A 25,370-nucleotide genomic window follows, 5' to 3' on the forward strand; every position below is an offset into this window, starting at 1 on the left:
ATCACTCGGTGATCACTTCGGCTTCACCGTGAGATCGTTCACGACGGTGTAGCCGGTCGCCTTGGCGACGGTGATCTCCTCGGCGATCTGCTTCTGTGCCGCGGTCGGCACGGAACCGTGCAGCGTCACCGTCTTGGTGTTCTCGTCCGTATCGACGTTGATGTTGCTGGCGTCGATACGCGAATCGGTGGTGAGCGCGGTCTTCACCTGACCGGTCTGGAGCGCACCTTCCACCTTGGTGCCGGCATCCGCGGCCACCTCGGCCGTCTTGTCGGCGGCGTTCTCGGCGTCTTTCTTGACTCCTTCTGCTGTATTGCCGCAGGCGGCCGTGATGGAGAGCACGGCCAGCGTGGCAAGAATTCGACGTGAATACATGGGAGCTCCTGGCTGAGGGAACCGTTCGAACATCGGTCTCAATTCGGTCTGAACATCGGCGGGTATGGGCGAGGTACACCCCCCGATCTCTTACGACCCGTGTCACATCACGAAGGTCCGGCGTTTTGGTGATATGGCGCACACGGCGCCGTATCGTCCCTGCGTCTCCGCCGCCTACTCTGTGGGCAAGGCGGCGAGCTTCCCGCCGAGCTCGGTGAATCCGCGCGCGGTGGCCATCATGGCCGGCGTGCTGCCGTCCTCGGTGAGCGCATGCGCATCGGCCCCACGCGCGATGAGCAGTTCGCAGAGAGCCTGATCTCCCCGCGATGCCGCCAGGTGCAAGGGCGTGACATTGTGCGCGCCACGCGCTTCCACGTCGGCACCGGCAAAAACGAGGCGGCGCACGATCGTGCTGTTGGTGGCACCGGCCAGTGCCGCGTGCAGCGGGGTGTTGCGCGTGGCGTTCGTGCTCAGTGCATCCAGCGGCGCGCCGTGATCGATGAGCAGCGCCACGGCATCCACATGACCGAAAAACGCCGCGAGATGCAACGGCGTCCATCCATCGCTGCTGCGACGCACGCGGGCATCGTCGTCGTTTTCGATGGCGCTGCGGAGCGCCGTCACATCGCCCAGTGCCGCGGCCTCCGCCGCGTCGGGCACACGACCGTGCAGCAGCAGGGGGGCGAGCTCCGGTGCGCCGATGTAGCAGGTGTGCAGCACGAGCGACTCCCCTCCGGTGGCCCGGTGGGTCGACAACGCGGGATCTTCGCGCAGCAGGCGCTCGATGGTATCGCGATCCCGCCCGCGAATGGCGGTCAGCAGCGTTTCAGGTGCCGTGGGGATCATGGAACCGTTCTCGGGAGGAGGGGAGTCAGGTCGATGGATCAGCCGATGTATCTGATGTATCTGATGTGTCCGATGTATTTGTCGACATATCTGCCGCCCTGTCAGCTCGGGCGACTCATTGGCGTATCGCGCAATCGGGCCACGGCTTCCCGCGCTTCCCGCAACTGCGGTTGCAGCGGGCTTTCCGCTTCCTTCCACAGCGTGAGGAATTGTTCGTAGGCCTCGATGGCCTTGTCCTTCTCTCCCAGCTGTTCGTACAGCCGCCCGCGCAGGGCGAACTGCCGCACATAGACCGGCCATGTGAGTTCCAGCGCTTCGCTGCGTTGGAAACGCGCCGGATCGATGGTTTCGAGGGTTTCCACGGCCCGGCGCGGGTTGCCGAGTTCGGTGAGAACGAGCGCACGCGTCACGATGCGAAGACCGGTGGAGCCGATATTCGATTTCCTGAGGGAATCCGGCGTGGGGAATGTGCGGGCGATGCGCTGCGCGGTGGCGGTGTCGTGGCGCTGGATCGCGAGCAACGCCTCCAGTTCCGGATAGCCCACCGTGTCGCCCTGCGCCTTCACGATGTTCAGCGCCATGTTCGCATAGGATGAATCGCGTGTGGCCAGATACATCATGTAGGCGCTCACCCGATCCTGCCGTGTGGGTGGCAACTGCCCGAGCTTGTGTGCGATGTCGTTGAATTGGGAGCGTTCGGCGGCGGTGAGTGGCACGCCGGCCCCGATTCGCACCGACAGCGCCAGCCATTGGGCCACGGTCTGCGTGGGCACCTGCTGCACCATGGGCAGCATGACGGTGGAGTTCGTCAGCAGATTGGACGCGGTGGTCAGGAGCGACAACCGACCCGACAGGCCCGCGACGCCCATGGCATCGGTGAGAGCGGTGTAGCGCTCACCGATCGACAGATCGCGCAGGGAATCGACCGACATGCGATTCAGCTGATCGACATAGGCCTGACCGATGCCCGGCGTGAGTTGCCGGGCGCGGATACGGAGGATACGCCACGACAACGCCGGACTGTTGGTGGTGGAACGGGCCATCGCGGCCTGGAGCACCTTCACCGCGCTGTCCGGCATGCCCGAGGCTTCCAGATTGGTGGCCAGCGCGAATCGCGGCTGGATGGCATCGGGGTCGGCGGCAATCCAGCCCATCGCGGCATCACGGGCGCGTGCGCTGGCGGCCGTTCGCAGGGCGGCCACCTGATCCGGCGTACCGATGCGCCGTTCGTAAGCGTCGATGCCACCGGGCTTGATGGAGTCGTTCACCAGCACGAGGAACGATCGCGGAACCGCGGCGCGCTCGTACAGATCCACCAGGTGTTGAAAGGCGAGATGGAAGGTCGAGTCGAGCTTGATGGTGCGACGGAATGCCTGGAGCGACTCGTTGAGATATTTCGCCGTGCTGTCGGCGGAACGCCCATAGTTGGAGTTCCAGACGAGATGGAAATCGGCGTCGGCCAGCGCGTACCACGCCTCGGCGTCGAGCGAATCGGCGGCGACGAGTTTCGCGAGACGATTGCGCGCCGCGAGGAACGACGCCCGCGATGCGTCGCCATTGGACGCGCCCATGTTCACGAAACCGCGCGTCAGTTCGGCATGACCACGCACGATCTCCTGCTGACGGGCCGGCAACCGCGACGCGTACTGCACGGCGCGATCGGCATCGGACAGCATCGAACTGTCCATGCGGCTGAGCCACCCCTGTTCGAGCGAACGGCGATAGTAGGCCAGGGCAAATGTCGAATCGAGTCCGATGGCCTGCGAAAAAAGCGAGTCGGCTTCGTCGAGCCGCCAGGAGTTCAGCGCCCGCAATCCGCTCAGATACAGACGATAGGCTTCCACCGACGTGGTGGTCTGCGCCGCGAGATCGAGCGACACCCGCGGTCCGCCGACGAGATCCAGCAGCTCGCCGGCCAACTGCTCGAAAAGCCCGCGTGGATCGGCCGTGCGCAGCGCCGCCGCACGGGCACGATCGGTGACTTTCCCGGAGCGGACATCGTACAGATTGGCCGTCGCGATGACGGAGTCGCCGGCGAGTGTGAGTTGGCCAAGGACCACACGACCCGCCCCGGCGCGCCGGGCCAGACGTTGTGCGTCTTCGAGACCCACGCGCCGCGCTTCGTCGAGACGTTCATCGCGCAGCAGATCGAGCGTGCGTTCGTACTCGACCACGTGCAGATCCTTCCACTGCGCCAGGGAAAGCGTGAGCATGTTGAGCCCCCCTTCCCGCAGCCAGTCGAGCGAACGATCGGGACTCTGCACCTCGAACGGCGCCACCAGCCACTCCGTGTCGTTCGCCCGGCCGCGCCCCGTCGCAAAGAAGGCCGCGGCAGCGATCGTGGCCGCGGCCACTGCACCACCGATGATCCAGCGTCGTGCACCACGGGAACCGCGCGAGGCCTCACCCGGTGTCACATGCCGGTTCGCCGGTGGGCCAGGCGGACCCGTATGCTGCACGGGGTGCGTTGACACGCCCGGCGGTACGACGCCGGGAATGGGTGTCGGCGGCGTCCCCATACCCGGGACGCCCGTGCCGGTGATCGCCGCGGCAAAATCCCGCCCGCGGGCCCAGCGCTCCTCGGGTTTCTTGCGCAACAGGACGTCGATGGCCTGTGCCGTGGTCGCCGACAGGCCCGGCGCCGATATCGTGAGCGAAGGCACCTGCTCGGTGAGATGCTTGATGAGCACCGTGGCCGCACTCGTGGCGTCCACCGCCGGCGCACCGGTGAACATCTCGACCGCGATGAGTCCCAGGGAATAGAGATCGCTGCGTCCGTCGAGATGTTGTTCACCGCCGGCCTGCTCGGGGCTCATGTAGCGCGGCGAGCCGAGAACGAAGCCGACACCGGTGATCTGCGCGCTGCCCTGGAGCGCGCGCGCGACACCAAAATCGGTGAGCATGGCGCGTCCGGTCTCCCGGTCGAGCAGCACATTCTCCGGCTTCACGTCGCGATGCACCACGCCGGCGGCATGCGCATAATCGAGCGCCAGTCCCAGATCGTGCAGAATGGAGACGCCATCGGCTTCACTGAGTGTGCCTTCGCGGGTCAGCCGTTCACGCAGACTCTCCCCGGGCACGAACTCCATGACGAAGTACAGGAGTCCGTCCACCTCACCGGCGGCATACACGGCGACGATGTTCGGATGCCGCAGACGGGCCACCGTGCGGGACTCGAGCACGAAGCGCTGACGGAGCTCCGCACTCGCCGCCATGTCGGGCGACACCACCTTGATGGCCACCGGCCGGTCGAGCGCTTCGTCGTGTGCGCGGAAGACGGCACCCATGCCGCCCTGCCCCAGCAGTCCCTCCACGCGGTACTGGCCCGCGAGGGCGATACGAAGTCGGGACTCGATGTCCTCTGGGGCCGGGTCGCTCATGGCGGAAACTTGGGGCATGGATCGACGAAACTCCATGAAACCCTGCCATCGAACCGTTTGTTCACACGGTGGTCACTCCCGTGGCCACCGGTGGGCCAACAGGGGAAGCAGGACAGGTCAGCGCTCCTGCCCCCGACGCCACGCCTCGAGTGCGGCGACTCGCTGTTCCAGTGAGGGCGTGGCCTCCACGTCCGATGTCGTATGGCGGCGCGCCGTCGACGGGACCGTCCCGGCCACAGGAACCGGCGTGGGAATCGTGTAGGTCGCCGTCTGCGGATACACACCGCTCGTGAACAACTGCATCACCAGACGGCCCGGCCACCCCGCCCAGATCCAGGCGAAGAGCCGTTCGCCCGCACTGGCCCGGAGCGGCGACCGCAGCAGACCCACGATCGACACCCCGCGCATCACGTAGGCAGCGAGCAGGATGATCACCCCGGGCCGTGAGACCCCATACCACCCCGGTCGGAGTTCGACACGCATCGTACGCAGGACCCACTGCTGCAGCAGGAACGACACCAGGAACCCGACCACCATGATCACGATCTGCCGTCGCCGTCGTGCGACCACGTGACCATTGGCCCGGAGCTGCGCCCGTTCGGCCGCGCGCTCCTCACCCAGCGCGCGAAAACCGGCCTGGATGGCTTCCACATGGAAGCCCCGCAGCACCACATGGCGCAGCTGATGCACGGTCTGCGCGAGCCGTCCCCAGAGCACCGCCGCCAGCAGGACGACGGGCAGGATGACGTCGAGATCGCCCATGCCCTGCCGGGCGAGGAAGCCGTAGCCCAGGGGGATGAGCAGCGCCCCGAACAACACCACCAGCGACACCTGGCCGAGTTCCTGCGCCAGCAGGCGCACCGGCAGGGGAATCTCCGCGCCCCGCAATGACGTCACGTCCAGGGCATCCACCACCGCCTCGGCGTTGGCGAAGCGTTCTTCCGGCGCCTTGCGCACGCACCGGTCCACCATCTCGGCCAGCGGCGCCGGCACGTCGGCGCGCATCGAGATCACGGGAGGCACCGGCTCGGTGAGCTGTTTCACCAGCACCTTCTGTGTGTTCTCGCCCGTAACGGCGGGCCGACCCGTCAGCGCGAACCACGCCACGAGACCGAGCGAATAGAGATCGCTGCGACCATCGATGTCGTCGCCCGACGCCTGCTCGGGGCTCATGTACTCGGGGGTGCCCACCACTTCGCCCACCCGCGTGAGACCGGCCCGCGTACCGGACACCGGCGCCGCATGCACCGAACGCGAGATGCCAAAATCCATCAGCATCGCGCGGCCCGTGGCCCGCTCGATCATGATGTTGTCGGGCTTGATGTCGCGATGCACGACACCGCGCCCATGAGCATAGGCCAGCGCATACGCGATGTCCTGCAGCATCCGCACGACATCGCGCACCGGAAGCGCGCCAGTCCGCGCCACCAGATCGGCGAGACTCTCCCCTTCCACATAGCCCATGGCATAGGCGAGCAGCGAGGCATGTTCCTCGATGCTGAAAACCGGGACGATGTTGGGGTGCGAAAAACCGGCGGTGGTGCGCATTTCGCGGAGGAACCGCTCGCGCAGGTCGGGCTGGGTCGCAAATTCTGCCGGCAGCACCTTGAGGGCCACCGGCCGGTCCAGCGCTTCGTCGTGTGCACGGAAGACGGCGCCCATGCCGCCCTGCCCCAGCAATCCGTCCATGCGATACCGTCCCGCAAGGGCGGTACGAAGTCGTGACTCGATCTCCTGGGTCGAGGCGATACTCATGGCGGTAACTTGTCTTCGAAACCGACGAAACTCCATGAGATTCTCCCACCGCGCTGCAATTCTGACCGTCGTGTCGACGGTGACGGGTGTTGCCGGAAGCATTCTGCTGCTCATGGCGGTGGGATGCCGAACGGGATCTCCGTCATCGGTTGTTGCCCGGTCGGTGCGCGAGGCACGGGTTGCCGCCAGGCCGTTGGTCATCGCCCATCGCGGTGCCAGTGGCCATCGTCCCGAGCACACCCTCCCAGCCTACGCACTCGCGGTCGAGATGGGCGCCGACTACATCGAACCCGATCTCGTCAGCACGAAGGACGGCACGCTCGTGGCCCGTCATGAAAACGAGATCGGGGGGACCACCGATGTGGCCGAGCGCTTTCCGATGCGCAGGACCCGCAAAGTCGTCGATGGGGACACCATCGAAGGTTGGTTCACCGAGGATTTCACGCTTGCCGAGCTTCGCACACTGCGGGCGCGCGAGCGGTTGTCGTTCCGTTCACATGCATGGGACGGACATTTCCCCGTGCCCACCTTCGACGAGGTGCTGGCCCTCGCCGATTCACTGGGCCGGTTGCGTGGCCGTCCGGTGGGGGTGTACCCGGAGACGAAACACCCGAGCTATTTCCGGAGCATCGGTCTCCCGATCGAACCGCCGTTGCTGCGCGCCCTGCGCGCCCGCAAACTCGATCGGGTCGATGCGCCCGTCTTCATTCAGAGTTTCGAGGTGAGCAATCTGCAGGTCCTGCGTCATGAAACCGCGGTGCGCCTCGTGCTGTTGCTCTCCGCAAAGGAGATACCGTACGATCGACGGCTCGCGGGAGATCCTCGCACGGGCACACAAAGGGTGACTCCCGAAGGGCTTCGCGAAATCGCCCGCTTCGCCGACGCGATCGGCGTGAATTCGCGGATGATCGTGGGCGCCGATTCGTCCAGCGTGCCGACGACGCTGGTGGATGATGCTCACCATGCCGGACTCATGGTGCACGTGTGGACGCTGCGGTCGGAACCCATGTTTCTCGCCCGCCGGTATGGCGGGGATCCGGTGGCCGAGGTTCGCGAGTTTGTACGACTGGGTGTGGACGGGATGTTCGGCGACAGTCCCGATGTGTTGATGAAGGGCGTGGGCGAGCGGTCCGGCCGATAAGGCCGATCAATCCATCGCGAATTCGCGGGCGAACGCCACCTGGAACTGGAACGTCTTCGCCCGGCTCCGGGTCTCCATCATGTCCGCCACACGCTCGAGACGCGCGGTGATGGTCATGATCTTCTCCTGGGCTTTGCGGCCGGCTTCGTTGAGGCCCTCGATCTTGTCGAGCGCCCAGAAGCGGATGAGATCCTCGACGATCCGGATGTACTCCCGCGGCCCGTAGATGCCGGCGCGACGGATCACGTCGGCCATCTCGCGGAAGTGCGGCATGTTGATGCCCGGCATGTCGATACTCGGCATGATCAGCGCGGCCGATTCGAGCGCGCGGTTGGGATCACGATCGAGGACACGCTTGAAGATCTCGCGGTAGAACACGTAGTGACGCGCCTCTTCCTTGGCCACGTTCTGCAGCACCGTGCCGATGAGCGGCTCGTACTGGCCGGCCAGCTTGCCGGTGTTGGCGTGACTCACCTGCGTGGCGCGCTCCTGCAACGACGTGTACACGAACACCCGATACGGGTCCCGGTCCCAGGACGGCTCGAAGCCGGCCTTGAGATATTCGAACTGCATGCGCTCGAACGTCGGATTGTCGAGCAGCTGGCTGTCGCGTGTGTAGTCGTGCAGGATGGCGCCGTGACGGTCTTCCTCGGCCGTCCAGAGGTTGTTCCACTTGGCCCAGAACGTGTCGCCGCCCAGGTACGTGGCCAGCAGACGGTGGAAGTGCGGCAGGCCTTCTTCGGTGAGCGTGTTCAGGCAGATCGCCACGCGGGAGGGCATGGAAATGCCCCGCGCACGCTCCCGCAGGCCCTTGATGTGCAGGTCGGGGTCCGTATCGGGTTCAGGCGCCAGGAGTTCGGACGGGAACCACAGGATGCGCTTGGACTCGTGCGCTTCCATGAGCTGTTCCACGTCCTTCTCGAGGTCGGCCAGGACTTCGACTTTGGCCAGTGTTTCCGGATCGGGAAGAAGATGCATGTGACGCGGGATGGGGTCGGGGATATCTGCAAGATACCGCACCCCCGGCGCCGTCACCATGGCCGGCCCGCGCCGCCAGGACTGCCGTTAAGGCTGCCGTCAGGCGCTGGCAGTAGATTGCCGGAATGAATCCTCCTGCCAAAGGCAAACCCAAGTACGACAGCAAGCGCGCCTGGAGCGAAGTGCGCGCCCTCATGTGGGAGCACCGACGGTCGGTCGGTATCGGCCTGGTGCTCATGATCATCAGCCGCGCGTCGGGCTTCGTGCTTCCCTACTCCACGAAGTACGTGCTCGATGACGTGCTCCCCAACAAGGACATTCATCTGCTCGGTCTGATCGCGCTGGCCGGTCTGGCCGCCACGATCGTGCAGTCCATCACCGGCTACGCGCTCTCCCAGGTGGTGAGCGTGGCCGCCCAGCAGGCCATCGCCCAGCTGCGCGAAGACGTGCAGGGGCACCTCATCCGCCTCCCTGTGCGGTACTTCGACAGCACCAAGAGCGGCGTGCTGGTCTCGCGGGTCATGAACGATCCCGAAGGGATCCGCAATCTCATCGGCACGGGACTCATCCAGCTCACCGGTGGCATTCTGAGCGCCGCCGCCGCCCTCGGGGTGCTGATCTACCTCAACTGGCGGCTCACGCTGGCCACGGTGGTGTTCCTCGCGCTCTTCGGCGCGGGCATGAGCATCGCCTTCAAACGCCTGCGCCCCATCTTCCGCGAGCGCAGTGTCATCACGGCCGAAGTGACGGGCCGGCTCACCGAGACACTGGGCGGCATCCGCCTGGTGAAGGTCTACACCGCCGAAGACCGCGAGAAGGCCGTGTTCGGCAAGGGCGTGCAGCGCCTGTTCGAGAACATCGCCAAAACCATCACCGGCACCTCACTCACCGGGACGCTGGGGTTTGCGGTGGTGGGGGTGATCGGTGTGATCGCGATGTACGTGGGCGGTCGTGATGTCATCACGGGTGCGATGACGCTGGGCAGTCTGCTGACGTTCGTGTTCTTCATCGCGATGGTCACCGCGCCGTTGGTGCAGGTGGCCAGCATCGGCACGCAGATCACCGAGGCGTTCGCGGGGCTCGACCGCATCCGTGAACTGCGCGACATGGCCACGGAAGATCAGGAGGACGAGCGCAAGCTGTCCGTGCCCACGGTCGTTGGCCATGTGCGGTTCGACGATGTGTCGTTCGAATACGAGCCCGGGGTGCCGGTGCTGCACAACGTGTCGTTCGACGCCCCCGCCGGTACCACCACGGCGCTGGTGGGATCGAGCGGCAGCGGCAAGAGCACCATGATCTCGCTCATCATGGCGTTTGCGCAGCCCCAACAGGGGCGCATCGTCGTGGATGGCACGGCGGTGAGCGACCTCCGGTTGCGCGACTACCGGCATCACCTCGGTGTGGTCATGCAGGACAACTTCCTGTTCGATGGCACCGTGAAGGAGAACATCGCCTTCACCAAGCCCGGCGCCACCGATGAAGAGATCGAACACGTGTCGAGGATCGCCAACGCGCACGAGTTCATCATGGGATTCCCGCAGGGCTACGACACCATCGTGGGCGAACGCGGGGTGAAACTCTCCGGCGGTCAGCGTCAGCGCGTGGCCATCGCCCGCGCCATCCTGGCCGATCCGCGGGTGCTCATCCTCGACGAAGCCACGTCGAGTCTCGATTCCGAGAGCGAGCATCTCATCCAGGAAGGGCTCCGTCGCCTGCGTGCCGGCCGCACCACCTTCGTGATCGCGCACCGCTTGTCGACGATCACGAGTGCCAACCAGATCCTGGTGCTCGAGAAGGGCGCGATCGTGGAACGGGGGACCCACGCGCAGCTCCTGGCGCTCGGTGGGCGGTATCGCGATCTCTACAACCGGCAGTATCAGATGGAGCAGGATCAGTTCATCAATCCCGGTGAGGAGATTGCCGCCACGGGATGACCGGCCCGTCGTGAATCGTCCGACGCATCCGGTTCCGTTCATGGCCAGGCCGACGGCGGGGTCGACCGCGACACTCGCCGTCGGTCTGGCCGTGATCGTTCTGGCCATCGTGATGGTGCAGGTGCCTTTGTTCGACGCGCCCGCGCTCACATGGGACGACGGCGAACACATTTTCGACAATGTGGCCGTGCGTGACGGTCTGTTCGGGGCGATCTGGAGCGCTCCGGAGTTCGGGCTCTACATCCCCGTCACCCGCACCCTGTGGGCGCTGGTGTATGCTCTGGGTGGCGGTGCGGTCGTCCCGTTCCGCGTGCTCAATCTGCTGCTGCACGTGGGGAATGTGCTGCTCGTGGCGCGTTTGCTCACCATCATGTCCCGGCAGACCTTGTCGACACCGACCGGGGTGTCGGCAGCCGGGGCGCATGATGCGCGTGAGACGAGTACCGGAGACGATGCACGCCTTGGAGAGGTGCGCCTCGAAATGGTGCTGGTGTTGACGGGCACCGCGTTCTTCGCGCTGCATCCGGCACAGGTGGCAGCCGTGGCGTGGATTTCCGGTGGACGCGACCTGCTTGCGACACTGCTGGCGCTGTCGGCGATGGTGCTGCATGTGGACGATGGTGTGCGTGCGCGCCGTTGGACACGCGATGCACTGGCCACGCTGCTGTTCGTCCTGGCGTTGCTCAGCAAACCGCAGGTGGCCGGTGTCCCGCTGGCCATCGGTGCATGGTGGTGGTTCACCGATCGTTCACGACTGCGCTCGGCGATGCCGATGCTCGGGCTGTGGGTGGTGGCCGTGCTGATCGCGGCGTTCATGACACGCGCCGAACAGGCCACCGCCCCCACGGTGGGATGGGCAACCCGCGTGTTCGTGGCCCTCGACGCGCTCGGCTTCTACGCGCGGGAGATGGTGTGGCCCTGGCCGCTCGCCGCCGACTACGGACGCACACCCCGATGGTTGCTGGCGCACCCGCTGGCCACCGTGGCGGGTGTGGCGGCGCTCGTGGTGCTTGGCCTTGTCGTCTGGCTCACCACACGACGCCACGGTGACCGGCTGGCGATGCCGGCGGCGGGCATGTGGCTGCTGCTGCTGCTGCCGGTGCTCGGATTCGTGCCGTTCGAATACCAGCGCATCTCCACCGTGGCCGACCACTATCTCTATCTGCCGCTCGTGGCGGGTGCCGCGCTGGTGATGAGTGTGGGACGCCGGCTCGCGTGTCGTATCACGTGGCCGGTGGGTCGTATCGTGAGCATGGGCGGCGCCCTCGTGATCATCGGCACGATCATCGGCACGGTGCTCAGCATGCACCGCACCACCGTGTGGAGCGACGGCGACGAAACCTTCTATCGCGCCATGCTGGCGGCGAATGCCGATTCGTTCTCGGCCCGCATCAATCTGTCGGTGCTGCTGTGTGAACGCGGCGAGACCGGCGCCGGGCTCGACATCCTCGACGGCGCCCGCACACTCGCGGCCCAGGATGCGCCCTATCTCGCCAATCGCGCGTTCTGCCTGCTCCAGGCCGGGCGTATCGACGAACTGCTGCAGGTGACCGACGCGTTGCAGTCGGAGACGGCGCGTCGCCACCTCGACGGCAATCCGCGGGCCGCGGTGGTGTTCGCCAACAGCGTGGCCAATGCCCTGCACCTGCAGGGAAACGAGCTGGCTGCCTTTGCCTGGTTGTGCCGGGCACAGGCCCTGCAGCCCGGGGATGCGACCACCGCTGCGAATCTCGACACGGCGCGGCGGATGCTCGGAGGCAGCGGCCCGGAGGTCGTCTGCCCCGAAGGCCTCACCTGGGAACGGCTGGCCGAGGTGGCGCGCCCTGCTTCCTGACGCCGGACCCGCTATCATCCGGTATGACTTCTTTCAGTTCGTTACAGCTTCACCCGAGTCTCCAGCACGGTCTCAAGGACCTCGGCTTCGCGCGCCCCACGCCCATTCAGGGCGAAGCGATCCCGCCGGCACTCGAGGGCAAGGATGTGCTCGCCTGCGCCATGACCGGCAGCGGCAAGACCTACGCCTTCCTCCTGCCCATCCTGCATCAGCTCATGAGCAAGCCGCGCGGGCATACGCGCGCGCTCGTGCTGACGCCCACGCGCGAGCTGGCGGCGCAGATTCTCGAGAGTCTCAACGATGTCACCACCCATACGCCGCTCACCGGTGCCGCCATCTTCGGTGGGGTGGGCATGGGCCCGCAGGAACACGCCTTCCGCAGCGGCGTGGACGTGATCATCGCCACGCCGGGCCGTCTGCTCGATCACTTCCGCGCGCCGTATGCGAAGCTCGATCATCTCGAGTATCTCGTGCTCGACGAAGCCGATCGCATGCTCGACATGGGCTTCCTGCCCGAGATCAAGAAGATCCTGCGGCATCTGCCGTCGAAGAAGCGGCAGACGCTGTTCTTCAGCGCGACCATGCCGCCGCCGATTGCGGCGCTGTCGCAGGAGATGCTGAACAAGCCGGTCACGCTGAACCTGCAGCGGCAGGCCGCGCCGGCCAAGGGCATCACGCAGGCGGTGTATCCGGTGTCGCAGGATCTCAAGAGCGCCCTGCTGGTGGCGCTGCTCAAGCGTGGGGATATGCCCCAGGCGCTGGTGTTCACGCGCACCAAACATCGCGCCAACCGTCTCGCCAGTCAGCTCGTGACCGCGGGCATCAAGGCCGAGCGCATTCACGGCAATCGGTCGCAGTCGCAGCGCACCCAGGCGCTCGCCGGTTTCAAGGACGGCACGTATCAGGTGCTCGTGGCCACCGATATCGCGGCCCGTGGCATCGACGTGGAAGCCCTGGGGCATGTGGTGAACTTCGACGTGCCGGTCGCGGCCGAGGACTACATCCACCGCGTGGGCCGCACGGCGCGCGCCGAGGCCACGGGTGAAGCGTTCACCTTCGTGAGTCCGGAAGAGGAAGGGGAGCTCAAGCTCATCGAACGCGCCATCAAGCGTTCGTTGCCGCGGGTGACCGTTCCCGATTTCGACTACACCGCAAAGGCGCAGCAGAAACTCGAAGTGCCGCTCGCCGAACGCATCGCCGAGATCCGCAAGAAGAAGGCGGAAGACCGGGCTCGGTCGGCCGAGAAGGCCGCCCGCCGCGTGGCGGCGCAGGAGGCGGAAGCCTCCCGCAAGGCGGCCAGGGAAACCCGGACTTCGGCGGGTAGTGGAGCGTCGTCTTCCAATCGGCGTCGGCGTCCGGGGCAGGGGTCAGGCCCCGGTGCGAAGCCGGGACAGGGCTCGGGCCAGGGCAGCCGGCGCGGTCCCTCGTCCCGCAACGATTCGCCATACAAGTGAGCGACCTGCGTTATCCGGTGCCGGCCGATCGGCACCGGATCGAACAGGTCATCGATCGCAGTCGATTTCTGTGCACCATCGAACGGGTGCGCACCGTTGAGGAGGCGCAGGCGTTCATTCGCGAGATGAACGCCGAGTTTCCCGATGCCACGCACAACTGCTGGGCCTATGTCGTGGGCACGCCCGGCAGCACCGATCGCATCGGCATGAGCGATGATGGCGAGCCGCATGGCACGGCCGGTCGACCCATGCTCACGGTGCTCGCACACTGCGGCATCGGCGAAATCGCCGCCGTCGTGACGCGGTACTTCGGCGGCATCAAGCTCGGCACCGGTGGCCTCGTGAAGGCGTACAGTGGCGCCGTGCAGGAAGCCCTGGCATCACTGCCCACCGTGGAGCGGGTCGATACCGTCACGGTGGGCTTTCACGTGGGATACCACCAGATCGGTGCCGTGCAGCAACTGCTGCCCACGGTCGATGCCGAGATGCTGGAGCAGCGTTTCGAAGCCGATGCGGCGTTTCGTGTCCGGCTGCCCCGTGACCGATTCCCCGCGCTCGAAGCCGCCGTGCAGAACCTCCTGCGCGGTGCTGCCGTCTTCGAGCGCGAATCCGATTGAATTTCGCGGTCGATCGCCCCGACTCAGGACAACCCTTCGATCGTACCGTCGGCGCGGAGGCGCATGCTTTCGGCCGCCGGCTTCTTCGCCAGTCCGGGCATCGTCATGATGTCGCCGCACTTGGCCACCACGAACCCCGCGCCGGCCGACCCGTACACCTCGTTCACGGTGATGCGGAATCCCGTCGGCACACCGAGACGTGACGGATCGTCCGTCAGCGAATACTGCGTCTTGGCCATGCACACCGGTGTATCCGCCATGCCGTTGGCTTCGAGCCAGTCGATGGACTTCTCCGCCGCCGGCGAGAAGTCGACACCATCGGCGCCGTACACCCGCTGGGCCACGGTGTTGATCTTCTCGCGAATGGGGCGGGCGGTGTCGTAGAGCGGACGGAATGCCGCCGTGCCCTCGGCGAGTTGGGCCAGCACCTCACGGGCCAGCGCCTCGCCGCCGGCTCCTCCTTCGGCCCACACGTTGGCCAGTGCGACGCGCACACCCAGACTCGCCGCATAGTCGGCTACCATCTGCAATTCGGCATCGGTGTCGGTCAGTCGACGGTTGAGCGCCACCACCACCGGCACGCCGAACTGCTGCACATTGTTCACATGATGCGCGACGTGCGGCAGGCCGCGCTCGAGTGCCTCGAGATTCTCGGTGTCCAGCGCGTTCTTCGGCACACCGCCCTGCATCTTGAGCGAACGCACCGTCGTCACCAGCACCGCGGCCTCGGGGTTGAGTCCACCAAAGCGGCACTTGATGTCGAAGAACTTCTCGGCGCCAAGATCGCTGCCGAAGCCCGCTTCCGTCACCACGATGTCGGCGAGCGCGAGTCCGGCCCGCGTGGCCACGAGTGAATTGCAGCCGTGCGCGATGTTGCCGAACGGGCCGCAGTGCAGGATGGCCGGCCCCCCTTCCAGTGTCTGCACGAGATTGGGACGCAGGGCGTCCTTGAGCAGCAGCGTCATCGCGCCCGTGGCGTGAAGATCGCGCGCATGAATGGGACGTTTGTCCTTTCCGGCGGTGGTGCCCACGACGATGTTGCCCAGTCGCCGTTCCAGATCCTCCGCATCGGAGGCGAGCGCGACGATCGCCATGATCTCGCTCGCGGGAATGATCACCCAGCGTTCTTCACGCATCATGCCGTTGCCCGCGCCCACGCCGATGATCGCCTGACGCAGCGCACGATCGTTCATGTCGATGGTGCGCGGCCACGTGATGCGTTTGGGATCGATGCCCAGTTCGTTGCCGTGGTAGAGATGGTTGTCCAGCATGGCCGCGAGCAGCGCGTGGGTGCTGGAGATGGCGTGGAAGTCGCCGGTGAAGTGCAGGTTGATGTCGTCCATCGGCAGCACCTGCGAATATCCGCCACCGGCTGCGCCACCCTTCACGCCGAACACCGGCCCCAGACTCGGCTCGCGCATGCAGAGCACGGCGTTGTGTCCCAGTCGGCGGAATGCCTGCGAGAGTCCGACGCTCACGGTGCTCTTGCCTTCACCGGCCGGTGTGGGGCTGATGGCCGTGACCAGCACCAGTCGACCGCGGGGCGGAGCAGCCGTCACGGCCATCGGCAACTTGGCTTTGTAGCGACCATAAAGATCGATATCGTCGGCGCCGAGTCCGAGCTCCTGGGCCACATCGGTGATGGGGCGCATGGTGGCCTGCTGGGCGATTTCGATATCGGAGGGAACGCGGGGCGGAATAGCCGTCATGAGAAGAGCGCGCAGAGGGTGCGACGTGAAGGAAGCCGAAGGAAGGAGCGGGAACGCGCGGATGTTTCGGTCCGGCACGGATGCTCCCCATTCCCGGATTCCCGGTGCATGTTGGAGCATGCCGCTGATTCCCCGTGATCTTGCCTGCAGGACGTGCGATGCACAACAGGACATACAGCAGCGCACGGTGAGGGCGCCGGCGTTCGGCGATGATGACCAGGGGATGCCGGGGAGGTCCGGGTCATGAGCATCGCGGTCTTCGGGTCGTCCGGCCGGTTGGGGCAGGCATTCATCCGGCAGGCCACCGCCGCCGAACTCACGTTGCGCCTGCACTATCGCGCCAAACCCTCCGAGGAAGTGCCTCAGGAAAGCACCGTGGTGGTGGGCTCCCTCTCCGACCCGACCGCCGTGCGCGAAGTGCTCCGCGGCGCCGAAGCCGCCGTGGTGATGCTGGGTCCCAAACCCGATGCGCGGGTGCCATTCTGCGCCGAGTCCACGAAGGTCATCATCGAAACGATGAAGACGCTCGGGCAATCGCGTCTGCTCGTGGTCACGGGCGCGATGATCGGCGGGATGCCGTCCAATGTGTCCATCGGCATGCGATTGCTCGCCCTCGGGGTGCGCCGCATGGCGGCCGAGGGACTGATGGAAGATCGCGACGAGCAGGAGCGCCTCGTGCGCGCGAGCCGGCTCGATGGGTGGACGGTGATCAAGCCGCCCCGTCTCACCGATGGCAGCACGCCCGTGCCCGTGCAGGCCGGCCCGACACGGTCCATCGGTCTCCTGAGCAGCATCTCCCGCGTTTCACTCGCCGAGTGGATCGTGCAGGAGCTTCGGAACCAGCAGTTTCCGCAGCAGGCCGTATACGTGGCAGAGTAGCCACGAGTCATCGTCACCGTCTCACGACACCATCTCACGACCGACGTTCGCATGACCGACGTTCGCAAGATCGCCTGGGAAGACATCGAGATCGAAGAAATGTCGCCCGCCATCGGCCGCCGCCTCATCTACACTCCGTCGCAGATGCTGGCGCACGTGTATCTCAGGAAAGGCGCCCTCGTACCCGCGCACGAGCATCACAACGAACAGTTCACCTACATCATCTCGGGTGGACTGCGCTTCTGGATCGGCGAACATGCCGACAATCCGGGCGACACGTATGTCGACGTGCGCGCCGGAGAAGTGCTGGTGATTCCCGGCATGGTGCGCCATCGTGCCGAAGCGCTCGAAGACACCATCGACGTGGACATCTTCAATCCACCGCGTCAGGACTGGATCGACAAGGACGACAGCTATCTGCGTGGAGGCAAGTAGTGGATCTCGATATCAGGGGCAAAGTCGCGCTGGTCTGTGGCGGCAGCCGCGGCATCGCCTACGCCGCGGCGGAGGAATTCGCGCGGGAAGGCTGCGCGGTGGTGATCTGCGCCCGTGATGCCGACGCCCTGGCGGCGGCGACTGTCAAACTCGAAGCCCTGGGCGCGAGCGTGCTGGCCATCGAAGCCGATCTGTCCACCGAAGCCGGCATCGCGAAGGTGGTCGATCACACCAAGGCGCGATTCGGACATGTGGACATCCTCGTGTGCAACACCGGCGGCCCGCAAACCGGCGCGGCCATGGCGCATGACTGGAGCGCCTGGCAGAAGGCCGGTGAACTGCTGCTGCGCAGTGTCGTCGAACTCACGCGGGCGTTTGTCCCGGGGATGCGTGAACGTGGGTGGGGACGGGTCGTGGCCATCACGTCACTGGCCGTGAAACGGCCGCAGACATCCCTCGTGCTCAGCAACAGCATGCGGGCGGCCGTGACCGGGTATCTGCGTACGCTGGCCGATGAAGTGGCGAAGGACGGTGTCACCGTGAACACCGTGCTGCCGGGCTTCACGGCCACCGAGCGTCTCGATGCCCTGGCCAACGCCACGTCGTCACGCACGGGGGCAAGCCGGGAGTCGGTGTTTGCCGGCTGGGAAGCGGAAACGCCCGTGGGGCGCCTGGGACGCCCCGATGAGTTGGGGGCCGTGATAGCTTTCCTCTGTTCCGCGCGAGCAGGGTTCGTGACGGGTCAGGCCATCCTCGTGGATGGCGGGGCCGTGAAGTCGCTGCTCTGATCGTCCGACGTTTTCTCCTGCAGCCACGCACATGAGCCGCATCACCGAGACGCAGTGGATCTGGCGCGACGGCCAGTTCGTACCCTGGGCCGACGCCACGATCCACGTGCTCAGTCATTCCGTGCAGTTCGGGTCGTCCGCGTTCGAGGGCATCCGTTGTTACGACACGCCCAAAGGACCGGCGATCTTCCGTCTGCGCGAACACCTCGAGCGCCTGCTGAATTCGTGCAAGATCTATCGCATGGATGTGCCGTACTCGATCGATGATCTGGTCGCGGCGTCGCGCGAACTGGTGGTGCGCAATGGCATCGAGTCGTGCTACATCCGCCCCATGGTCGTGCGGGGATACGGCACGGCCGGCATGGTGCCCATCGGTTCGCCCATCGAGGTGTACATCCCGTGCTGGCCGTGGGGCGCCTACCTCGGCGACGAAGCGCTCGAAGCCGGTGTGGACGCGTGTGTGTCGAGCTGGCATCGCGTGGAGCCCAACACCATCCCCGCGATGGCCAAGATCGCCGGCAACTATCTGAGCGGTCAGCTCATCAAGATGGAAGCGCTGGCCAACGGGTACGCCGAAGGCATCGCCCTCTCGCCCAGCGGCATGGTGGGTGAAGGCTCGGGGCAGAACGTGTTCGTCGTGTCCAAGGGCACGCTGCTCACCGGTCCGCTCGACGGCTCCATTCTGGGTGGCATCACGCGTGCGACGATCATCCAGATCGCGCAGGACCTCGGCATTCCGGTCAAGGAATTCCACATCCCGCGCGAGATGCTGTACATGGCCGACGAAGTGTTCTTCACCGGCACCGCCGCCGAGCTCACGCCGGTGCGCAGCATCGATCGCATCCAGATCGGCGCCGGCAAGGTGGGCCCCATCACCAAGCAGTTGCAGCAGCAGTACCTTGGCATTGCCAAGGGAACCATCGAAGATCGCCATGGGTGGTTGACGCACTGCGGCTGAATTAGGACTTGGATCTGATATCAAGAGGGAGCAGAAGGGAGCTGGTCAGGAAGGAGAGGGCAGTTCCTGTGAGCTCCCTCCTGACCAGTTCCTCCCTGCTCCCTTTTGATACAAAACCCAAATCCAAATATGGCGCTGACATCCACCATGTACTCGTTGAAAGTCGAACTCGCGCACGTCGATCGCGGCGTGTACGAGTCACTCGACTTTCGCATGGCCATGCACCCCTCGGAGTCACCCGAGTACTTCGTGGCGCGACTGCTGGCCTATTGTCTCGAATACGCCGAGGGCATTGGATTCTCCCGTGGTGTCTCCGATCCGGACGATCCCACCATCAGTGTGCGTGATCTGACGGGAACCATCACCACGTGGATCGAGATCGGCCTTCCCGACGCTGCGCGTCTGCACAAGGCCAGCAAGGCCGCCCCGCGTGTGGCCGTGTACACGCATCGCGATCCCATGGTGTGGCTGCGGCAGATCGGCGGTGAACGCATCCATCGGGTGGAGCACATCGCCGCGTACCAGTTCGATCGTGACCTCATCGATGCACTGGTGGAACGGCTCGATCGCCGCATGACCTTCAGTCTGTCGGTCACCGACGGCACGCTGTTTCTCGATATCGGGGGGGCTACCCTGACAGGGCAGATGACGCCCATTTCGCTGGTGCCCACATGAGAAGCCGCATGCGATCGACGATTCTTGTCGTCATGGCCGTGATGGCAACCGCAATGTCGAATGGCTGTGCCGCCGTGCATCGTCCTCCGGCCACGCTCGCGTCGCTGCAGCAGGATGCCGCGGAGCTCGGCGTACGTGATCGCACCGTACGTGATTCGATCATCGCCCGTCTCGTGCGTCGGGTCGAACGCCGCGGCGATCGCACACTCGATATTCTGATGCTCTCCGGCGGTGGACAGAACGGCGCCTTCGGTGTCGGGTTTCTTCGTGGATGGAGCACACGCACCGATACTCCCATGCCACGCTTCGATCTCGTCACCGGGATCAGCACAGGCGCTTTGCAGGCACCGTATGCCCTGCTCGGGAGCAAGGCCTCGCTGGACACCATCTCCGCGCTGTACGCGCGTGCTGCCACGTCCATCGCACCCACCATCGACTGGTGGTTCTGGTTGCGGCGCACGGGTGGCCTCGTGAATACGAAACGCTTCGAACGCACCATCGCCAACGCCATCGATGGGCAATTCCGCGACGAATTGCGTAGCGCCTTCGCCGAAGACCGCCAGATCGTCTTCGGCACGGCCGATTTTGACCTGGGTATCGGGCGTCTCTGGTCACTGGGTGACGAGATCGGCAGCGACAGCGCGGGACTGTACCGGGCGCAGTCGCTGCTGCGCGCCGCCACGGCCATTCCCGGCATCTTTCCGCCGCTGATCATCGACGGACATGTGCACGCCGACGGTGGGGTGGTGGAGAACGTACTCACCACGCTCACCTTTGCGGACTATCAGCAGCTCGGGCGGGCACTCGCGGCACGCGGACTGGGCGACGTGACCGTGCGACTCTGGGTCGTGATGAATCTCTGGTCGCATGCCGGTCCGCGCGTCATCGATCCGGCCAGCCGCAAACAGATCACGAGTCGCTCCACCACGTTGCTGCTCTTTCTTCATCAGCCGGCCACACTCGTTGGGCTGGCCGATCTCTCGCGGGCCGTATCGGCCGATGTTCGCGGAGTGCGTCTCGAACTCAGACTGGCCACGCTGCCCGCGGAAGAGTCGGTGACGCCGGGAGCCGAGAAACTTTTCGACAAGCGTTTCATGCAACGTCTCGACTCCATCGGGTTCGCCAAGGCCACCGGCGTCGCTCCCTGGGACAGCGTTCCCAGTGCCTTCCGGCGTCCGGAGCGCGTGGCGCGGTGAAGGTTTCCGAGCGGATGCGATGAGCGATTCGATGACAGCATCTCTGCTCGTGGTGCGCGCGCATCCGCTGTGCGCCGAAACACCGTCCGAACAGCTCGTCCGGCCGCTGACGCCTGCCGACAGCGTGTATGTGCGCAGCAACTTCGACACGCCCGTACTTGGCCCCGATCATCGCATCGTCGTGGGCGGGGCGGTGGACACACCGCTGACGTTTCCGGTTTCGGCGCTCGGCGCGATGCCGCAGCACGCCGTGGTGATGACGCTCGAGTGCGCGGGTAACAGCCGACTCGGCATGACCCCGGTGCCACCGGGAGAGCCCTGGGGATTTGGCGCGGTGAGCACCACCGTGTGGTCGGGCGTTCCGCTGTGCATGGTGCTCGAACGGGTCGGCATTCATGACGAGGCCGTGGAGTTGCTTGCGGTGGCCGCCGATCATGGACCGCGGGATGATGCGGAAGGTGATGTGCGCTTCGCCCGGTCGTTGCCCATCGATGTGGCCATGCATCCGGACACACTCATCGCCACGCACATGGCCGGTGCACCGCTCACGCCATTGCATGGTGCTCCCGCCCGTCTCATCGTGCCGGGATGGTACGGCATGGCCAGCGTGAAGTGGCTCGCTTCGCTCGAAGTGCTCACCACGCCGTTCACGGGCTACTTCCAGCGGAAACGGTATGTCTACGATACCGGCGCAGATGTCCAGGCCGTGACCACCGCACGCGTGAAGTCGGTCATCACGTCACCCATCGAGGGTACGCACTGTCCCCGCGAGATTCTGGTGCGTGGCTGGGCATGGTCGGGCGCCGACGCCATCACGCGTGTCGAGATCGGTGTGAACCTCGGCAACGGCGAGACCTGGCGCGATGCCGATCTCGGAACGGCCGCCTCGCGTTATGCCTGGACACCGTTCACCCTGCCACTCGTGCTGCCGCTCTCCACAGCCGCGGCAGGGCCGGTCATCCTGCGCAGTCGGGCCACCGACGCGACGGGCGCGACGCAGCCCGAAGAGATCATCTGGAACCGACTCGGCTACGGGAACAACGCCATTCGCGAATGTCGCATTCACGTGACCATGTGAATGGATTGTGCAGAGGTGCGCTGGTGAGGCCGCCTCCGTCGCTGTCAAACGCTCAGGGAGTCGTCAGGGAATCGTTCATGAACACCTCGATTGTCATTCGCCCCGCCACTGTCGCCGATGCCGAAACATGGTCGGCGCTCGCCCGACGGGTTTTTTTCGACACGTTCGGCCCGACCAACGATCCCGACGATCTTGCGGTGTATATGGCCGACGCCTTCACGCCGGCGCAGCAGCGTGCCGAGATCGAGGATCCGGCGCGACGCTGTCTGCTCGCCGAATGTGACGGCGTGCTGGCGGGTTATGTGCTGCTGCGTGAGGGAGCGCGGGAAGAAGCCGTCGTGGCCGAGCGTCCCGTGGAGATCCAGCGGCTTTACGTGGATCATGCGTGGCATGGGCACGGCGTGGCGCAGCGGCTCATGGCGGAAGCGCTCGCGCATGCGGCGGCGGTCGACGCCGATGTGGTCTGGCTTGGTGTGTGGGAGCACAATCCGCGCGCCATCCGCTTCTACGAGAAACACGGCTTCACCAAAGCCGGCACCCATCGATTCCGGCTGGGGCGCGATGTGCAGCGGGACTATGTGATGGTGCGGGCGGTCTGATTGGCCGGCGGCGCTGTCGCTATGGCTATCGCTTCTTGGCGAGAATGGTGCCGCGACAGGTGATGGCGCCGCAGTGGCAGGGGAAACGCTTCTTCGCGGCCGGGGTGTGCCGTTCCTCGAGCACGTAGGCGTAGTCGTACACCAGTTCCTCGCCCACTTCGATGTCGTGGATGGCTTCGATCCAGATGCGGCCGTCGTCGATGACCGCATCGCAGTTGGGTGCGCAGGAGTGATTGAGGAACCGCGCCTCGTTGCCGTTCACCGCCGCGTCCACGACCACCTCGTCGTCGATGGCAAAGAGGAACGTGTGATGGCGTTCACCTGTGGCATCCGGATAACGCGCCTCGGCTTCCGCGGGCGTGAGCCGCTCGCCCGCGTATTCGATGATGCGTGTGCCGGCCGGAATGGGGCGCGTGGCGAAGCCGCCCATGCCCTGGATGCCGGAGCGGCGCACCTCGAAAGGCAGTGAAGCAGCCGGGGCCATTGGAGTAACGGCGGAAGACGGGGAGCTGGGACGGGGCGTCGGCACACCACAAATTATCGACACGGCGGCGGCGAATGGTTGGCCACCGAAGGATTCTGTCCCGCGAACCGTCTATATTTCTCTGCTTGGGCAAAAATGGGTGCGGCGGCCGAGCCATGGGGCGGAAGTCGTGGGCGCGCCCCCTGGGCATGACGGGCTGATGAGCGACGACAGGAGTAGCGGGACCCGGAGTATGGCGGCTGACGCTGGCGAGAACCTTGCCGAAGGCGTTGGGAACAGTGTGGGGAGCAGCGGATTTGCCGCGCTCGGAGTGCACCCGGCCATTGCCGGTGCGTTGGTTGCTCTCGGATACGAAGAGCCCACCCCTGTGCAGCGGGCGGCCATTCCGCCGCTGCTGGAAGGACACGATGTCCTGGCCCTCGCGGCCACCGGTACGGGCAAGACGGCCGCGTTTTCGCTGCCGCTGCTGACACGCATCGCCACGGAACGTGGCGGTCGCCGCGCGTCGGGGCAGGGTCCTGAGGTGCTGATCCTCGTGCCCACGCGCGAACTGGCCATGCAGGTGGCCGAAGCCGTGCATCGGTATGGCAAGCCGCTCGGACTGATGGCGCTCGCCGTGTATGGCGGCGCCAGCATGGAGCTGCAGGTGCGGGCACTGCGTCGCGGGGTGGACGTGGTCATCGCCACGCCTGGTCGCGCCGTGGATCATATCAAGCGCGGCACACTGGCGTTGGGCGGCCTGCGCAGTGTGGTGCTGGACGAAGCGGACGAGATGCTGGACATGGGCTTCGCCGAGGAGCTGGAAACCATCCTCGACGCCACACCGGCCACGAAGCAGACCGCCCTGTTCTCGGCCACACTGCCCCCGCGCATCGGCGGTATTGCGCAGAAGCATCTGCGTACGCCCGTGCACGTGAAGGTGGAGCGGGAAGTGGTGCCCGAAGGTGAAGCCGCGCGGGTGCGTCAGGTGGCGTATGTGGTGAACCGCGCGCACAAGATGCCTGCGTTGGCGCGTGTGCTCGACATCGAGCAGCCCACCAGCGCCATCGTGTTCTGTCGTACGCGCACCGAAGTGGACGAGTTGAGTGAAACGCTCACCGCGCGCGGACTGCGGGCGGAAGCGTTGCACGGCGGACTGAGTCAGGACCAGCGTGACCGCGTGATGCAGAAGTTCCGTGCGCGGAAAGTGGACCTGCTCATCGCCACCGACGTGGCCGCGCGTGGGCTGGACGTGAAGCATGTGAGCCATGTGGTGAACTTCGACGTGCCCGTGGACGCGGAAACGTATGTGCACCGCATCGGGCGCACCGGGCGTGCAGGGCGTGAAGGCGTGGCCATCACCTTCGCCGAGCCGCGTGAGCATCGGTTGCTGCGCAACATCGAGCGGCAGACCAATCAGAAGATCGAGATCGCGCAGGTGCCCACCGTGGCCGATCTGCGGGCGCATCGCCGGGAGCTCGTGCGCGCCACATTGCGGGAAGCCGTGCTGGAAGGCGACCTCGAATCGTGGCGTGGCCTGGTGGAGTCGCTGGCCGGCGAGCTCGATGTGATGGATGTCGCCGCCGCGGCCGTGAAGCTCGTGGCCGCGCGCAGTGACGGCGATGAGCCGGAGATCCCGGCCGTGACCCAGCGGAGTGATCGTGGGGAGCGGGGGGATCGAGCTGATCGCGGCGGCGAGCGTGGCGGAGACCGCGGCGGCGCCGATCGTGGTGCGCGTCGTCCGGCAGGGCGTGCCGAAGGCGGCAAGGAAGCGCGTGGCGGCCGGGCGCGAAAGGAACCCTCGTGGAGCGCCGCGCGGTTGTGGATCGGCGCAGGCCGTCGGCTCAAGATGCGACCGGCTGACCTAGTGGGCGCGATCGCGAATGAGGCCGGGCTCGATGCCTCACAGATCGGTGCGATTCAGATCGCCGACGGGTACAGCACGGTGGAGGTGCCGGATACCGTGGCGGATGAGGTGATCGCGGCGCTGCGTGGGACGAAGATCAAGGGGTTGAGGGTGCAGGTGCGGAGAGATCGGATGGGGAGGTAGGGAAACGGAGGCCGCGGCGCTGGGGGGTGGGCGCCGCGGTTTTTTTGTCGGTGAAGTTGTGGGATTGGTGAGGGCTGAGTGTGTGGTTTGCGCGGCTCTCTGTGTGATGGAGTCTTATGCTGCATTCGCAGCAGCATAAGACGGCTGGGGGCATTCTGACCGATGGGCCCAAGTCCGTCTTGCTCAATGACTTGGGAAATTGAATAGTTGTGTCCGTCAAAGATTT

General features: G+C 65.7%; 21 protein-coding genes. 14 read left to right on the plus strand and 7 right to left on the minus strand.

Features of this window, described 5'->3' with window-relative positions; all coding sequences use genetic code 11:
• Nucleotides 1-12 precede the first annotated feature (12 nt).
• The 4 genes from WG208_RS12660 to WG208_RS12675 form a co-directional block, all read right to left on the minus strand.
• Nucleotides 13-375: a BON domain-containing protein gene (locus tag WG208_RS12660; protein WP_337171729.1), complete on the minus strand. Its 363-nt coding sequence runs from the start codon at nt 373-375 to the stop codon at nt 13-15.
• Between the two features lie 174 nt (nt 376-549).
• On the minus strand, nt 550-1,221 hold the full coding sequence (locus tag WG208_RS12665; RefSeq protein WP_337171730.1) for an ankyrin repeat domain-containing protein: 672 nt from the start codon (nt 1,219-1,221) through the stop codon (nt 550-552).
• Nucleotides 1,222-1,322: 101 nt separating this feature from the next.
• Nucleotides 1,323-4,601, minus strand: a complete 3,279-nt coding sequence (locus WG208_RS12670; RefSeq protein WP_337171731.1) for a protein kinase — start codon at nt 4,599-4,601, stop codon at nt 1,323-1,325.
• Between the two features lie 117 nt (nt 4,602-4,718).
• A complete protein-coding gene (locus WG208_RS12675; RefSeq protein WP_337171732.1) occupies nt 4,719-6,356 on the minus strand; it encodes a serine/threonine-protein kinase in 1,638 nt (545 codons plus the stop codon).
• A gap of 34 nt (nt 6,357-6,390) precedes the next feature.
• Here WG208_RS12675 and WG208_RS12680 point away from each other — a divergent pair, with 34 nt between their 5' ends.
• Nucleotides 6,391-7,497, plus strand: a complete 1,107-nt coding sequence (locus WG208_RS12680; RefSeq protein WP_337171733.1) for a glycerophosphodiester phosphodiesterase — start codon at nt 6,391-6,393, stop codon at nt 7,495-7,497.
• Between the two features lie 6 nt (nt 7,498-7,503).
• On the opposite strand, the gene WG208_RS12685 is transcribed toward WG208_RS12680, so the two are convergent.
• Nucleotides 7,504-8,475, minus strand: coding sequence for an acyl-ACP desaturase (locus WG208_RS12685; protein ID WP_337171734.1), 972 nt, complete (start codon nt 8,473-8,475; stop codon nt 7,504-7,506).
• Between the two features lie 125 nt (nt 8,476-8,600).
• Between WG208_RS12685 and WG208_RS12690 the strand changes: the two genes are divergently transcribed.
• From WG208_RS12690 to WG208_RS12705, 4 genes are read left to right on the plus strand one after another with little or no spacing between them, the layout of a single operon-like run.
• Nucleotides 8,601-10,409 (plus strand): ABC transporter ATP-binding protein, encoded by a 1,809-nt coding sequence (locus tag WG208_RS12690; RefSeq protein ID WP_337171735.1) that lies wholly within the window; start codon nt 8,601-8,603, stop codon nt 10,407-10,409.
• 40 nt (nt 10,410-10,449) lie between these two features.
• Nucleotides 10,450-12,243, plus strand: coding sequence for a hypothetical protein (locus WG208_RS12695; protein WP_337171736.1), 1,794 nt, complete (start codon nt 10,450-10,452; stop codon nt 12,241-12,243).
• 23 nt (nt 12,244-12,266) lie between these two features.
• Nucleotides 12,267-13,697 carry a DEAD/DEAH box helicase gene (locus WG208_RS12700; RefSeq protein ID WP_337171737.1) on the plus strand — a complete coding sequence of 477 codons (1,431 nt, stop codon included), beginning with the start codon at nt 12,267-12,269 and terminating at the stop codon, nt 13,695-13,697.
• On the plus strand, nt 13,694-14,314 hold the full coding sequence (locus tag WG208_RS12705) for a YigZ family protein (protein WP_337171738.1): 621 nt from the start codon (nt 13,694-13,696) through the stop codon (nt 14,312-14,314). Before WG208_RS12700 ends, WG208_RS12705 begins: the two co-directional genes overlap by 4 nt.
• A gap of 23 nt (nt 14,315-14,337) precedes the next feature.
• Here WG208_RS12705 and WG208_RS12710 read toward each other — a convergent pair whose 3' ends face one another.
• Nucleotides 14,338-16,023 (minus strand): formate--tetrahydrofolate ligase, encoded by a 1,686-nt coding sequence (locus WG208_RS12710; protein WP_337171739.1) that lies wholly within the window; start codon nt 16,021-16,023, stop codon nt 14,338-14,340.
• A gap of 243 nt (nt 16,024-16,266) precedes the next feature.
• Here WG208_RS12710 and WG208_RS12715 point away from each other — a divergent pair, with 243 nt between their 5' ends.
• The 8 genes from WG208_RS12715 (at nt 16,267) to WG208_RS12750 (ending at nt 22,631) form a co-directional block, all read left to right on the plus strand.
• Nucleotides 16,267-16,902: an NAD(P)H-binding protein gene (locus WG208_RS12715; RefSeq protein ID WP_337171740.1), complete on the plus strand. Its 636-nt coding sequence runs from the start codon at nt 16,267-16,269 to the stop codon at nt 16,900-16,902.
• A gap of 51 nt (nt 16,903-16,953) precedes the next feature.
• Nucleotides 16,954-17,337 (plus strand): cupin domain-containing protein, encoded by a 384-nt coding sequence (locus tag WG208_RS12720; protein WP_337171741.1) that lies wholly within the window; start codon nt 16,954-16,956, stop codon nt 17,335-17,337.
• Entirely contained in the window at nt 17,337-18,125 is a 789-nt protein-coding gene (locus tag WG208_RS12725; protein WP_337171742.1) for an SDR family oxidoreductase, read from the plus strand. The genes WG208_RS12720 and WG208_RS12725 overlap by 1 nt, the downstream gene beginning before the upstream one ends.
• Before the next feature lie 31 nt (nt 18,126-18,156).
• On the plus strand, nt 18,157-19,083 hold the full coding sequence (locus WG208_RS12730) for a branched-chain amino acid transaminase (RefSeq protein WP_337171743.1): 927 nt from the start codon (nt 18,157-18,159) through the stop codon (nt 19,081-19,083).
• A 129-nt stretch (nt 19,084-19,212) separates the two neighbouring features.
• A complete protein-coding gene (locus WG208_RS12735; protein WP_337171744.1) occupies nt 19,213-19,758 on the plus strand; it encodes a YaeQ family protein in 546 nt (181 codons plus the stop codon).
• Between the two features lie 8 nt (nt 19,759-19,766).
• A complete protein-coding gene (locus tag WG208_RS12740; RefSeq protein ID WP_337171745.1) occupies nt 19,767-20,954 on the plus strand; it encodes a patatin-like phospholipase family protein in 1,188 nt (395 codons plus the stop codon).
• A 31-nt stretch (nt 20,955-20,985) separates the two neighbouring features.
• Nucleotides 20,986-22,032: a sulfite oxidase gene (locus WG208_RS12745; protein WP_337171746.1), complete on the plus strand. Its 1,047-nt coding sequence runs from the start codon at nt 20,986-20,988 to the stop codon at nt 22,030-22,032.
• 77 nt (nt 22,033-22,109) lie between these two features.
• Nucleotides 22,110-22,631: a GNAT family N-acetyltransferase gene (locus WG208_RS12750; RefSeq protein WP_337171747.1), complete on the plus strand. Its 522-nt coding sequence runs from the start codon at nt 22,110-22,112 to the stop codon at nt 22,629-22,631.
• A gap of 25 nt (nt 22,632-22,656) precedes the next feature.
• Here WG208_RS12750 and WG208_RS12755 read toward each other — a convergent pair whose 3' ends face one another.
• Entirely contained in the window at nt 22,657-23,115 is a 459-nt protein-coding gene (locus WG208_RS12755) for an SET domain-containing protein-lysine N-methyltransferase (protein ID WP_337171748.1), read from the minus strand.
• Nucleotides 23,116-23,347: 232 nt separating this feature from the next.
• Between WG208_RS12755 and WG208_RS12760 the strand changes: the two genes are divergently transcribed.
• Complete coding sequence (locus tag WG208_RS12760; protein ID WP_337171749.1) at nt 23,348-25,144, plus strand: DEAD/DEAH box helicase; 1,797 nt, start codon at nt 23,348-23,350, stop codon at nt 25,142-25,144.
• Nucleotides 25,145-25,370 lie beyond the last annotated feature (226 nt).

Origin of the sequence: Gemmatimonas aurantiaca, assembly GCF_037190085.1 — a bacterium.
In the GTDB taxonomy this organism is placed as follows: Bacteria; Gemmatimonadota; Gemmatimonadetes; order Gemmatimonadales; family Gemmatimonadaceae; genus Gemmatimonas; species Gemmatimonas aurantiaca_A.